Origin of the sequence: Bacillus sp. XT-2 (genome assembly GCF_025696525.1) — a bacterium.
In the GTDB taxonomy this organism is placed as follows: Bacteria; Bacillota; Bacilli; order Bacillales; family Bacillaceae; genus Bacillus; species Bacillus halotolerans.
Genome location: NZ_JAHVOC010000012.1, coordinates 61670 through 73878, shown reverse-complemented (window position 1 = coordinate 73878; position 12209 = coordinate 61670). Strand labels below are relative to the sequence as shown.

The following is a 12209-nucleotide window of genomic DNA, read 5'->3' as shown; positions in this document are numbered from 1 at the left end:
CTTAACAGCATTAATCGAACCACGACCGCCATCGTAGAACGCACTGTCAAAGAATACATTTATTATTATAACAACATTCGTATTCAAACGAAACTAAACAGCCAATCACCGATAAGCTATCGGCAATTGGCTGTATAAAAGGTGTTTTGATCCCTGTCTCAAAAACGGGGGTCAGTCCCCTCCCGGGATGCTTTTTCTTATTCGCCAAGCTTTTCAATTTGCCCCATCACATCAGTCATTTGCTTAGCGTTTTGGACCAATTCGGATTGCTCCAATTCCTCAAGCGATACCTTTCCTTCTTCCACTTGCTGCAAGACGTCTTCCGCACTTTTTTGCAATGTGTCGTTATGCTCCTGCAGGGTGTTGTGAAGCTCCGCTGCGGCATCAGGCGGTGTTAATTCATTAAAATCAGCCGCTTCCTTTTGAATAGACTCAAGCTGTGTCTCTAGTTTTTCTTTCGCCTCAGTGTCATTTACAGCTTCCTCAGCCAATGCAGGCGCTTCCTCTGCAAACCTCTTCACCTTTTCCACATAAGCTGACGCTTCATTTGTATAATCCAGCCCGTCATTCACCTGATCCAGTATTCCGCATCCGCCTGCCCCCAAAAGACCCGCGCCGGCCAAAACCGTCAGAACCATTTTCTTCATTGTTTGCCCCCTTATCGTTTCTTCTTCATTTTTTCTTTTAAGATCGGAATCAATTTCTCTTTCGCTAATGGCAGCCCCTTCTTCACCAATTCACGTTTCAGCCATTTCTTCAGCTTAGACATCGTAAATCTCCTCTCCCTTTTTTGATAAAAATGAAAAAAACTCCACCGATTTGGTGAAGTTCAGAAACAAAAAGACCTTCACCAAATCAGATTTGGCAAAGGTCTCGCTAACAATCAAATTGCCAGCAAAGCCGAGGACACCATGTCCCGTAATGACGACTTTACTGTGAAAGCTACTCCCCTTTGGAGTGTTCATTTTTATTACTTTCATTCTAAAGCAATGGGCTTTTCCAGTCAAATTCCTGCTGTCCGTTTACATAAAAGAGAGCTGTGGTATTTAAAATTTGAATGGTATTTACATCCGGAGATCATGCTATGACAGAGGAGGTTTTCATCATGAGTCAAGAGCGCGTGAAACGGCCCGGGCATACCAGGTGGTATATATCTTCGTTACTGAGCGGCATTATCATTCTTAATTATTTTGATCGAGTGGCCATTTCTGTAGCTGCCCCGGCGATACAAGATTCGTTTCACCTCACAGCAACTGAACTCGGCATTGTGTTTTCGATTTACACATATTCGTACACACTGATGCAGCTGCCCGTCGGAAGTTTATTGGACAGGTTTGGCGTGGCCTGGGTCACAAGAATCGGAATGACGGTTTGGAGCATTTTAACGATCATTCTCGCTTTTTTACAAGGAAAACTGCTCTTATATGTGTTCCGATTTCTCATTGGGCTGACAAGCGCATCGGCGTTCCCCGCCGCTTCCAAAGCAACCGCTCTATGGTTTCCGCCAAGCGAACGGGGTCTGGCGAACTCACTGTTTGATTCAGCCGCCAAATTTTCAAATGTAATCGGAGCGCCGCTGGTCGCCTTTCTCGTCACAACATTTGACTGGCGGGTCGCCTTTTTAACAATCGGATGCATCAATGTGCTGTTTACCATCTTTTTCTGGCAGTACTATGAGCAGCCTGAACGGCACAAACGCATTTCCAAAAGCGAATTAAACTATATTCAGAAACACAATACAATCACAACAGAACAAATCCCCTATAAAACGGTCCCGCTTTTAAAAGCACTGTTTTCCAACCGTAAAGTATGGGGCTTAATGATCGGATTTACGGGGTACGGCTATACATTCAACCTGCTGCTTACATGGCTTCCGACTTTTTTTAAGCATACATACGGAATGGATCTCATGTCATCCGGTTTATTCACCGCCGTGCCGTGGCTGATCTCAACCATTTCCGGCATTGTGGTCGGCGGCTGGCTCGTCGATTACCTTATCAAAAAAGGCTATTCCAACACCAAGGTGTACCGAACCGTGATCATTGTAGGGATGAGCTTCGGCTTTTTCTTTTTAGGCTCCATTTTGACGAATAATATCACCGTCGCGATTATCTGCATTTCAATCGGCCTCGCCGGCGTTTCTGCAACGGCTCCGGTCGGCTGGTCCATCTCCGCAGAACTGGCCCCGATTGGCTCCGTTTCCATGCTGAGTTCCATGGTAAATCTGGCAAACAACCTATTCGGAGGCATAATCGCCGCTTCACTCACGGGATATTTGTTTGATGTGACAGGTTCCTTTACGCTCAGCTTCCTTGTTGCCGGTTTTGTATTGCTGCTCGGGCTGATTTTTTACGTGTTTGTGCTAGGAGATGTGAAAAGAATTAAGTTAGAGTAAAGAGTGCTTGTGTGCAAGCACTCTTTTCTTTGATCATATAACAGCTTTCTCGGGGGCTATATCCCATTCTCTCCGGGTAAAAATAACATCATTTTTATTCTTGACTCCAACCAAAGGTAAGGCCTCATAGTGATAGAGGAAGGAGGAATTGAGTTGTGAAGGTAACAGTAAAAGAACTGTCGCACATTGCGAACGTGACAATCAAAACGCTTTATCACTACCACAAAATCGGCGTGCTGGTCCCAAAAGAAATCAGCGAAGCCGGATATCGGTACTATGGTGCCGACGAGCTAAAAAGACTGCAGGAAATCCTTTTTTACAAAGAATTAGATATTCCTTTGTCAGAAATAAAAAGGTTATTAGATGAGGATGCTGACAGAACTGGCACATTAGAAAAGCAAAAAAAGCTGTTTGAAAAGAAAATTAAAAAGTACCAGCGCTTCGTTCAAACGGTCAATACGTCTTTAGAATACACAAGAAAAGGTGAGAACATGGATCATAAGGTAATGTTTAAAGGATTTGAAACCGCTGACGAATGGAAACAATCTTTAGCGGAACAAAATGACCCATTTAAAAGAGCATTACGATTTTGAAGTAGATACCCACGCTATCAATGTAGATGAAATGAACAAAATGGCGATAGAGGCAAAACATTTTCTTGATGGAATGGCTGATTTTTTAAGAAGCGGCGTGACGTATCATGACCCTGCCGTGCAAGAGCATGTCATGAATCATATTACGTTCCTGAATCAAAACGGACATCCGACAAGCAAAGAAGATTACGTAAAACAAACGCGATTTTTTATGCAGGATGATTTTCATCGAGGAATGTTAGAAGAGCAGCAAACCGGTTTATCTTATTATCTGACCGTCGTTGCAGAACACCTGTAGCGTGAGTCTTTGCCACTAACGCATTCCCTCTGCTCAAGTTGCGGCACCGCCAACAATCGATACATTCTGCCGGTCAACGCCAAAATTCAGCCCGTTCCATTTCAATACGGTTTGAACATATCCCAATGAGTCGGCGTTATACCTTCCGGCGATCCGCTGATACGCCAGCAATTCGTATACGCCGTCTCTGTTGAAATCAACCGGATACAAGCCGGATAAAGGATTGACCCAGCCTTCTATCGGCGCTTTTAAAACACCCTGATTCGTATAAATTTCATTCAAATAGTCACTGCCTTTGTAAGTAAGATCCAGTATATATTGTTCATGCTGGCGTTGACTGACCACGCTCGCTTTATATTGATTTAGATAGCTCACACTGTACTTGAATTCATCATTAAAAGAATCCGAATTGAAAATCTGCCTGAACTGCCGGTTCATATAGGCAAATACATATGCATAGATAGAGCCTCCGCTTCCCCCGGTATCGATTACAACAGCCACATCTTCCGTTTTATTGCCTGTCACATCAGCCAGAAAAAGTGACGGATTGTATCCGATATTGTTATGAAGCTGGATTTGCCGTTCCTGATGTGTTTTGCCGTTACGTATCACCAAAGTGATATTTCTCCATAGCGGACTGCCTGACGTTTGATTGCCAGTAAGGAAGACTTCATCAGCGACTCCATCACCGGTCACATCACCCCGCGCTGCAGTAATAATGGCGCGCGAGAAACCGGGCTGCCTATAGACATATGGATACTGGTAAAGCGTTGATTCTCCGCCATGATAAACCCAATAAGGTGCCATTCTGCTGTTGTATGGATTCAATTGAATTCACCCTTTCCTATTCACCTTCATGAATCATTATATGCAGGAAAAGGACACAGCAGATCACATGCAGCCCGTCTTGTTTCAGAATGTCTAAGCACTATAAACTAAATTAAATCCGTACCATATGAATTATCAATTGCACAAAGCCACTCACCTTGCATATTCTTCTTAAACACATAGGTCGCCCTTCTTTCCATCGCATACTCGGAATCCTTTTTATCCGATTCAAGCAGCGTTTGAGAAAGGACCAGAGCAGTGTCGCCTGCTTCCAAAATGACCATTTCCCCTTGCGTCGGGACAAGCTGATGATTGAAATAATTTGCGATCGCAATAAACGCTTTTTTGATTTCTTCTTTACCGCGTGCGATCATGCCAGGCTTCACAACTAAAATGGCATCCTCTGTATAGTAATTCATCAGTGTATCAAAATTTTCGTTCCGGATAGCCACATCACAAGCAGAAATGATCTCTTTAATTTGCTGTTCCAAAAGGTTCCCTCCCCATCATCACGGTTGGATATATTATACATTGTTTGAGGGGTTGATCATGAAAAAATAAAATGAAAAGTATACCTATTTCCTATATAATGCAAATAGCACGAACAAAACCTATATTTTACAAAGTTCCCGAGTGAAGGGGTGAACGATATTGTCTGTGGAATTCACATTACATGACAATAGACAGCATGAGATAAGCGCAGATTGCCAACATTGTTTTGGCCTGTGCTGTGTTGCCTTGCCTTATGCGAAATCGGCCGATTTTGCTTTTGATAAAGATGGCGGAACGCCTTGCCGCAACTTACAATCAAACTATCAATGTGCCATACATGAAGCTCTTAGAGAAAGAGGATTTCGAGGCTGCTCAGCTTATGAATGCTTTGGCGCCGGTCAAAAGGTATCCCAAATTACTTATGAGGGAAAGGATTGGCGAAAAAACCCGGAATCCGCGAAAGAGATGTTTGACATTTTTCCAATTATGCAGCAGCTGCATGAGATGCTTTGGTATTTACATGAAGCTCTTTCTATAGAGGCAGCCAAGCCCATTCACCGTGAGTTGCGGGCTTGTTTCGAAAAGACGGACAAACTCACCAGGCTCAGCGCGGAAAACCTGCTGAACCTACATGTGTCCGAGCATAGAGCTGAGATTAATGAATGGCTGTTAAAAACGAGTGAGCTGGTGCGTGCCCAAGCCCGCAATCAAAAACTCCCGAAAAAAATCAGCCGGGGAAGCGCCCTGATCGGCGCGAAACTGAAAGGGCTTGATCTAAGAGGAGCAAACTTCAGAGGAGCACTGCTCATAGCAGCCGACCTGAGACATTCTGATCTGAGAATGACAGATTTCATCGGCGCTGATCTCAGAGATGCTGATTTAAGCGGAGCTGACCTGACAGGAAGCATTTTTCTAACGCAGGCACAAGTGAACGCTGCAAAAGGCAATTCTCGCACAAAGCTTCCGCCTACTTTAAAGATCCCGGCCCATTGGAACAACAGCCAATAAGAAAAGGACCCGCCAGAGGTCCTTTTTTTGTCACCATCATTTCAATTTACTGCCCTGCACCTCAGGACATGTTAAATCAGTCATAGCGCGCTGCCCGACACGTTTTCACTCCTTGCCAGAAATACCGACAGCACGAAAGCAAACAGCAGCATGAACGTGATCATACCGACGACACCCAGCCAATGAAAAGCAGACCAAAACACGCCGCCGACTGTTCCGCAGATACTTGAACCTGAGTAATAAAAGAACAAATACAGCGATGAGGCCTGCGCCTTGTTATGCAGGGCTCTCCGTCCAACCCAGCTGCTGGCGACTGAATGCCCTCCAAAGAAACCAAAGGTAAAAAGAGCAATCCCCAGAATTTTTACTGCTAATACGCCGTTTAACGTTAATAATGCACCTGCGAGCACGATAAAAATATTCATCATCAGTATTTTATGATAACCGTATTGATCGACCATTCTTCCAATAAAAGACGAGCTGAAAATCCCGACAATCATCACAATAAATATCCAGCTGACAATCGCTTTGTTAAAGGAATACGGCGGTGCTAACAGCACATACGCAATGTAGTTGAACAATGCAACATTGCTTCCGAGAAGCAAAAAACCAATGAAGAACAAGCTTAACAGTTTCCGGTCCTTCAAGTGGCTGATTAAAGACATTCCCAACTGACCGATCTCAAGTTTTCTCGGCGTGAAATGGGTCGATTGAGGCAAATTCATAAAAAATATCATACTCGCTATCAAACTGATCACACCAATTGACCCCATCGCTATATGCCAAGTAAAGTACTCACTCAAGAGCCCTGAAACAATCCTTCCAAAAACGGCGCCGATCGCGTTTCCGCTGATATACAGCCCCATCGCCGACCCAAGGCTTCCGGGTTCAATTTCTTCTCCAAGATAAGCCATCGCAATCGAAGGGAGACCAGCGAGCGCAATCCCTTGAATGGTTCTCAATACGAGCAGCGTATGAAAATTCGGGCTGAAGGCCGACGCCAGACAGAGAACGGATGCGGCCAGCATGGATACAGCCATAATCGGCTTACGTCCCCATACCTCTGACAACGAACCGAAAACAAGCATGCTGACAGCTAAGAGCATTGTTGTAGCAGATAAAGAAAGACTCGCTGTTGTAGGGGTCACATGAAACTCCCGCGTAAATTCCTCCATAAGCGGCTGTACACAATACAGAATGGCAAATGTATTAAAACCTGCAGCAAAGAAAGCAAACGTAATTTTACGAAAAACCGGTGTGCCTTTTTGAATGTATGTCATCGGGACTTTATCTGCCCCTCACCATTTTGTTGAAGACTGCACTCCATAAACACCCATCCTTTATTTCTTGCGATTTCAAACATCCTCGAGTCTGTTTATACATTTATCTTAGCACCGTTGATATATGTTGTATAATGCATAATAAATATCCATTTCATGCTTAAATGTAATGTAGGAGGTGTTGACGATTTGGAATGGGAACAATTTGAATATTTTCAAACACTGGCCCGCATGGAGCACGTCACGAAGGCGGCACAAAGTCTGTCGATCACACAGCCTGCGCTTTCACGCTCAATCGCCAGACTCGAACACCATTTAGGCGTCCCGCTATTCGACAGGCAAGGACGTTCGATTAAACTAAACAAATACGGAGAAATATTTTTAAGACGCGTTCATGCCATGATGAAGGAATATACCGAAGGGAAAGAAGAAATCCAAGCTTTGTTACAGCCTGACCAAGGCGAAGTGTCTCTCGGTTTTTTACATACATTAGGAACAACGCTGGTTCCCGATTTAATCGGCAGCTTTCAGCAGAAATATCCCGACATTACCTTCCAGCTGAAGCAAAACCATTCATATTGGCTGCTTGAACGATTAAAATCCGGAGATCTGGATCTCTGTCTCCTTGCCTCCATCAAGCCTGAAAAACTGATCCGCTGGATACAATTATGGAGCGAAGAACTGTTTGTATTTGTGCCAAACAACCATCCGTTATCTCATCGAGAAAGCATTGCACTGACCGAAGTCGCCGATGAGCGTTTCATTTTATTGAAAAAAGGATATGCGCTTCGCATGACGGTTGATGAATTGTTTGAGAAAGCGGACATTCAACCGAACATTATGTTTGAGGGTGAAGAAGCAGCCACTGCGGCAGGTTTTGTGGCAGCCGGTCTTGGCATATCCATTCTGCCCGATCTTAAAGGGTTAGACCAAAGCAAAATCACAAAAATTCGTGTCAGCTGGCCGGAATGTCAGCGCGTCATAGGAATCGCCTGGATAGAAGGCAGATTTTTATCCCCGGTGGCAGAGACCTTTAAACAGTATGTCATCAGCCATTTTTCTGATAAAGAGGAGGATCAATCATGAATGTGAAGAGAATAACGACAGAACATGATTTACATACAGCGTTTGACATCAGAAAGACAGTATTTGTTGAGGAACAAGGCTGTCCAGTTTCCGACGAGTTCGATGAGTTCGATACACTCCATGGGGATTGCCAGCACATTCTGGTTTACCATGAACAACAGCCGGTCGGCACAGCGCGTGTGCGTATCGTTGATCACGCGGGCAAACTGGAAAGAATCTGCATTCTGAAGCCCTATCGCAAATTCGGGTTGGGGAAAGTGATTGTCGCTGAGTTAGAACGTATTGTGAAAGAAAAAAGCATTTATACATGTAAACTGCACGGTCAGACACAGGCAGCAGGCTTTTATGAAAAGCTCGGCTATCAGACAGCATCAGAGGAATTTATATTGGATGGTATTCCGCATGTGCTGATGACAAAAGAAGACGATTCCGGCCAATAAATTGTTCACAAATTTGTCACTTATGAGCATGTGTGATTCATTGGTATACTAATCACCGATTATTGAGAGAAGGATTGATTGTATGCCAGCAAATAAAAAAGAAGGCCTTATCTTTGGCGTGATGATGTGCTTTGGAATGGTCTGCGTCATGTCGATTTACAATGCAGTGATCAACGGAGCCATTCGTGATTTTTCATGGGTTACAGCTTTTGAGATGATCATTGGATTTATTGTAGCGTTACTGTTAGATTTACTTTTAGTCGGTCCGCTCGCAAGAAAAATGACATTCAAAATGCCGTTCGACAAGTCTAAGAAATTATATATGGTCCTTGCCATGTCGACTTGTATGGTGGTTGGTATGGTACTTTGCATGTCTGTTTTCGGATTAATCACGGCAGCTTTGTCGAATGGACTTAACGAGAACAGCCTATTCAGCGCTTACCTTATGATCGTTCTGAAAAACTTTATTTTAGCCTACCCATTGCAATTATTAATAATGGGCCCTTTAGTCCGGGGTATTTTCGTAAAGTTTGTAAAACCCAAGGTTTCAGCTGCATTTTAATGGATGACTAATATGAAAAGGAGTGAGCGTACCAACTCCTCCTTTTCCAACATCCTGTCTATTCACCGGACATACCAACGAGAGACTCCTGTTCAGATTCACGAAACGAATGTAAAACAAGTTCAGCAAAAGCCTCTGCCGCCGGCAATTGCCATTTTTTCTTTTTGATCAGCATATGGGAATACAGCGGTTCGAAAGCTTCAGAATGACCAAGGATTTTCAGCTTACCACTTTCCACCTCTTCTTTCACTGTCACATAAGGTAAAACAGAAAAGCCAAGCCCGCTCATGACCGTTTGTTTGATCGCTTCGATACTCCACAGCTCCATTGTTTGAACGTTGCAGATGTCATGCTTAACAAGATACCTTTCAAACATTGATCGATAGCTGCAGCCTTCTTCATTTGTGATAAAAAAATGGCCGCTGATATCTTGTTTATAATCATCAAAATGATCCGGTCCGTCATGACTGCCCACAAGGACAATCCTCTCCTCAGTTAAAGTATAATGAATGCATTTGTCCGGGCTAATTGCTGGATAGACCATAAAAGCAATATCCACCCGTCCGCTCAATAAATCTACCTGGTTTTCCCCGCATGTCCCATTGCTTAATATAATCTTCACATGAGGATATTTCAGTGAAAATTCCCTTATGATTGGCCCTAGTCTAGAAATCGTTAAAGACTCAGGTGCGGCTACCTTTAATACTCCCTTGATTTCATGAACACTCTTCATATTCTTGATCTGGTCGTGGGCAGAAAGTAAATCTTCTGCCAAAGGGATTAATTCTCTGCCTAAATGAGTCAGCTTTAGATTTCTTTTTTCATACGAAAATAAAGCGCCGCCGATCTCCTGCTCAAGCGCTTGGATATGAGTGGTGATCGTGGATTGCGTATAACCCAGCTTAGCAGCAGCTCCCGTGTAACTTCCCATTTCTACAATTGCTTGGAACGTGACAAGATGTCTGATCTCCATACGTTTTCCCCTTCTATCGAAAAAAATGATAATGCTTTTTTATATTTCAATTTTATTTATAGATATGACTATCATACAATAAAAACTGCCCAATATGACATTAGTAAATGAAGGTGATTCAATGAGTATTATAGCTTTTCTTTCGTATGTGATTTTGACATCCATTACGCCCGGCCCAAGTAACATCTTAATGATGAATGAAGCGCGAAGGTTTGGCTTTATCGGTTCGTGGCGTTTTAATAGCGGCATCTTATCGGGCTTTGCAGCACTGGGGATTCTCAGCGGTATATTCACAATAGGTGTATACAATTGGATTCCTCTTGTTGAGCCCTACTTCAAAATAGCTGGTGCAGTCTATTTGCTCTATTTGGCCTGGCAGATCGGTTTCGCCAAAGGCTCAAAGAAGGATTCCGGAGATACGCACTCTTCTTTTTTATCCGGTTTCATCTTCCAGATCATCAATATCAAAAGCGTTTTGTTCTTCTTAACATTGATGAGTGCTTTTATACTGCCGTTTCAGCATTCAATGACATCAATTATTTTTTATCTCTCATTGGCCATTTTTCTGGGCTGGTTCGCCCTGCTGCTATGGTCAGGGTTCGGCTCTGTTTTTAAAAAGCTTTTTGAAAAACACGATAAGGCATTTCGAGTCATCATGTGCTTGCTGCTCATTTATTCTGCGGTAAGTATCTTTCTTTAGTTAATCTCATCTGATACGAAAGCAGCTATGCAGGATTAATAATAGATTTAGTGAAATGTATACTTTGCAGGAGGGATCGTGAATGATAAAACGACTTGATCATTTGGTGTTAACGGTAAAAAGCCTTCAGGAGACAATCCGCTTCTACACCTCTGTTTTGGGAATGCAGGAAGAAACGTTTGGTTCGGGCAGAAAAGCATTGCGTTTTGGCAATCAAAAAATAAACTTGCATGAGGCCGGTCATGAATTCGAACCTAAGGCACAGCACCCATTACCTGGATCTGCGGATTTGTGTTTTATCACTGATGAACCTATCAATAAAGTAGTAGAACATCTCACGAAAATGAATGTCAATATAGAGCAAGGGCCTGTAAAAAGAACCGGCGCCCTTGGCCCGATTATCTCTGTTTATATTCGAGATCCCGATCAGAACCTCGTCGAAATATCAGAGTATCTTTAAATCTCCCAAAACATACCGAGTGTTTGGTATGTTTTGAGGGACTTATTCCTTCTAAAAACGATACTCAAAATAGTCTCACTCTTCTCCCCAACCAATTCATATTTACTGTTACAAACTTTCTTTAATCTCTATATTTTAAAACATACCTTTTATACAGTTCTTCGTTATAAAGAATGCTTTGTCCATGCGAAGAGCAGATAAGAGTTGGTTTGATTTCATCTATGATTGCGCCGCTATCTATATTCTCATTCATATCGACGCTGAATTTTCTGATAGGCGGGTGCAGCTCCTCCTTACTTGTAATAAAAAGGTCTCCCGATAATAAAATGTTATCAATTTCATGATGGTAGATAACATGCCCCGGAGAATGTCCGGGTGTTACATAGTATTGTATCGGCAAATGAGTAAGTGTATGCTCCGTCAGCGGCCGGACAGTATGTGCTACCCTTGTGTTTTCGACGTCATTTTTGTTCGGATAAGGCGCTTCTCCATTTATATAAATCAGTTCTTTTTGATGGGCATAAATAGGGATGTCAAACTTCTCTAACCATTTTGCTGCACCTTGAATATGATCACTATGGCCATGGGTAAGCAGAATGGCTTTGGGATGACCAATTGCTAACGCTGCCTTTATTTGAGCATCTGCGAAACGTTCTATTCCTGTATCAATGATATAAACATCATCGCCATCTTTAATAAACCAAATATGAACTGGGATATGAATCGGTATATCGAGTTCAAATTCACACTGATAGACATGTTCTGATATTTGTATTAAGTTCAAGCAAACCACTTCCTTTGAATATTTTTGTAAATGGCTTTACACATTGTTGGCTGAAAATGGCAAGGAATCATCATCGATACCCTGTCTCATCAACCGGTCAGGTTTAATGAACTGAAAAGATCAATACCGGGTACCACACAAAGGATGCTGACGTTGCAGCTAAGGGAGCGGAAAACAGATGGTGTGGTGAAGACATCACAGGCTTTACGTCTCGAAACATAAGGAGATAAGCCACTTTATCATTTTGCGTTCCGCTTCTCATATGAATATGGCACCCATCTGCTTTCTCCACTTTTGATGGAGGAAGTAT

Annotated in this window: 14 protein-coding genes and 2 pseudogenes; 10 read left to right on the top strand and 6 right to left on the bottom strand. The window is 42.9% G+C overall.

Features of this window, described 5'->3' with window-relative positions; genetic code table 11:
• The coding region (locus KXD37_RS22750; protein ID WP_263463508.1) for an IS3 family transposase at positions 1–138 on the top strand (138 nt) is incomplete at its 5' end.
• Between the two features lie 59 nt (positions 139–197).
• Here the strand turns inward: KXD37_RS22750 and KXD37_RS22745 are convergent.
• A complete protein-coding gene (locus KXD37_RS22745) occupies positions 198–647 on the bottom strand; it encodes a DUF6376 family protein (RefSeq protein WP_263463746.1) in 450 nt (149 codons plus the stop codon).
• 437 nt (positions 648–1084) lie between these two features.
• Between KXD37_RS22745 and KXD37_RS22740 the strand changes: the two genes are divergently transcribed.
• Complete coding sequence (locus KXD37_RS22740; RefSeq protein ID WP_038954331.1) at positions 1085–2395, top strand: MFS transporter; 1311 nt, start codon at positions 1085–1087, stop codon at positions 2393–2395.
• Positions 2396–2550: 155 nt separating this feature from the next.
• Positions 2551–3286 (top strand): annotated as a pseudogene (locus KXD37_RS22735) (MerR family transcriptional regulator).
• A gap of 33 nt (positions 3287–3319) precedes the next feature.
• Here KXD37_RS22735 and KXD37_RS22730 read toward each other — a convergent pair.
• Positions 3320–4114, bottom strand: coding sequence for a hypothetical protein (locus KXD37_RS22730; RefSeq protein WP_263463745.1), 795 nt, complete (start codon positions 4112–4114; stop codon positions 3320–3322).
• 107 nt (positions 4115–4221) lie between these two features.
• Positions 4222–4605: a YybH family protein gene (locus tag KXD37_RS22725; RefSeq protein WP_263463744.1), complete on the bottom strand. Its 384-nt coding sequence runs from the start codon at positions 4603–4605 to the stop codon at positions 4222–4224.
• Positions 4606–4765: 160 nt separating this feature from the next.
• Between KXD37_RS22725 and KXD37_RS22720 the strand changes: the two genes are divergently transcribed.
• Positions 4766–5614 (top strand): pentapeptide repeat-containing protein, encoded by an 849-nt coding sequence (locus KXD37_RS22720; RefSeq protein WP_254517975.1) that lies wholly within the window; start codon positions 4766–4768, stop codon positions 5612–5614.
• 80 nt (positions 5615–5694) lie between these two features.
• Here KXD37_RS22720 and KXD37_RS22715 read toward each other — a convergent pair whose 3' ends face one another.
• On the bottom strand, positions 5695–6894 hold the full coding sequence (locus tag KXD37_RS22715) for an MFS transporter (RefSeq protein WP_106021831.1): 1200 nt from the start codon (positions 6892–6894) through the stop codon (positions 5695–5697).
• A gap of 189 nt (positions 6895–7083) precedes the next feature.
• On the opposite strand from KXD37_RS22715, the gene KXD37_RS22710 reads away from it, so the two are divergent.
• The 3 genes from KXD37_RS22710 (at position 7084) to KXD37_RS22700 (ending at position 8982) form a co-directional block, all read left to right on the top strand.
• Positions 7084–7980, top strand: coding sequence for a LysR family transcriptional regulator (locus KXD37_RS22710; RefSeq protein WP_101859645.1), 897 nt, complete (start codon positions 7084–7086; stop codon positions 7978–7980).
• Positions 7977–8420 (top strand): GNAT family N-acetyltransferase, encoded by a 444-nt coding sequence (locus KXD37_RS22705; protein WP_095712568.1) that lies wholly within the window; start codon positions 7977–7979, stop codon positions 8418–8420. Before KXD37_RS22710 ends, KXD37_RS22705 begins: the two co-directional genes overlap by 4 nt.
• Positions 8421–8502: 82 nt before the next feature.
• Entirely contained in the window at positions 8503–8982 is a 480-nt protein-coding gene (locus KXD37_RS22700; RefSeq protein WP_106019892.1) for a DUF2798 domain-containing protein, read from the top strand.
• Between the two features lie 58 nt (positions 8983–9040).
• Here the strand turns inward: KXD37_RS22700 and KXD37_RS22695 are convergent, their stop codons facing one another.
• Positions 9041–9955, bottom strand: coding sequence for a LysR family transcriptional regulator (locus KXD37_RS22695; protein ID WP_024123539.1), 915 nt, complete (start codon positions 9953–9955; stop codon positions 9041–9043).
• Between the two features lie 121 nt (positions 9956–10076).
• Here KXD37_RS22695 and KXD37_RS22690 point away from each other — a divergent pair, with 121 nt between their 5' ends.
• The gene (locus KXD37_RS22690) at positions 10077–10655 is read left to right on the top strand and encodes a LysE family translocator (protein WP_024123540.1); all 579 of its coding nucleotides are present in this window, start codon (positions 10077–10079) and stop codon (positions 10653–10655) included.
• 82 nt (positions 10656–10737) lie between these two features.
• Entirely contained in the window at positions 10738–11115 is a 378-nt protein-coding gene (locus KXD37_RS22685; RefSeq protein ID WP_024123541.1) for a VOC family protein, read from the top strand.
• Between the two features lie 121 nt (positions 11116–11236).
• On the opposite strand, the gene KXD37_RS22680 is transcribed toward KXD37_RS22685, so the two are convergent.
• Complete coding sequence (locus KXD37_RS22680; protein ID WP_101859640.1) at positions 11237–11899, bottom strand: MBL fold metallo-hydrolase; 663 nt, start codon at positions 11897–11899, stop codon at positions 11237–11239.
• 30 nt (positions 11900–11929) lie between these two features.
• On the opposite strand from KXD37_RS22680, the pseudogene KXD37_RS22675 reads away from it, so the two are divergent.
• Positions 11930–12121, top strand: a pseudogene (locus tag KXD37_RS22675) (winged helix-turn-helix transcriptional regulator).
• Positions 12122–12209 lie beyond the last annotated feature (88 nt).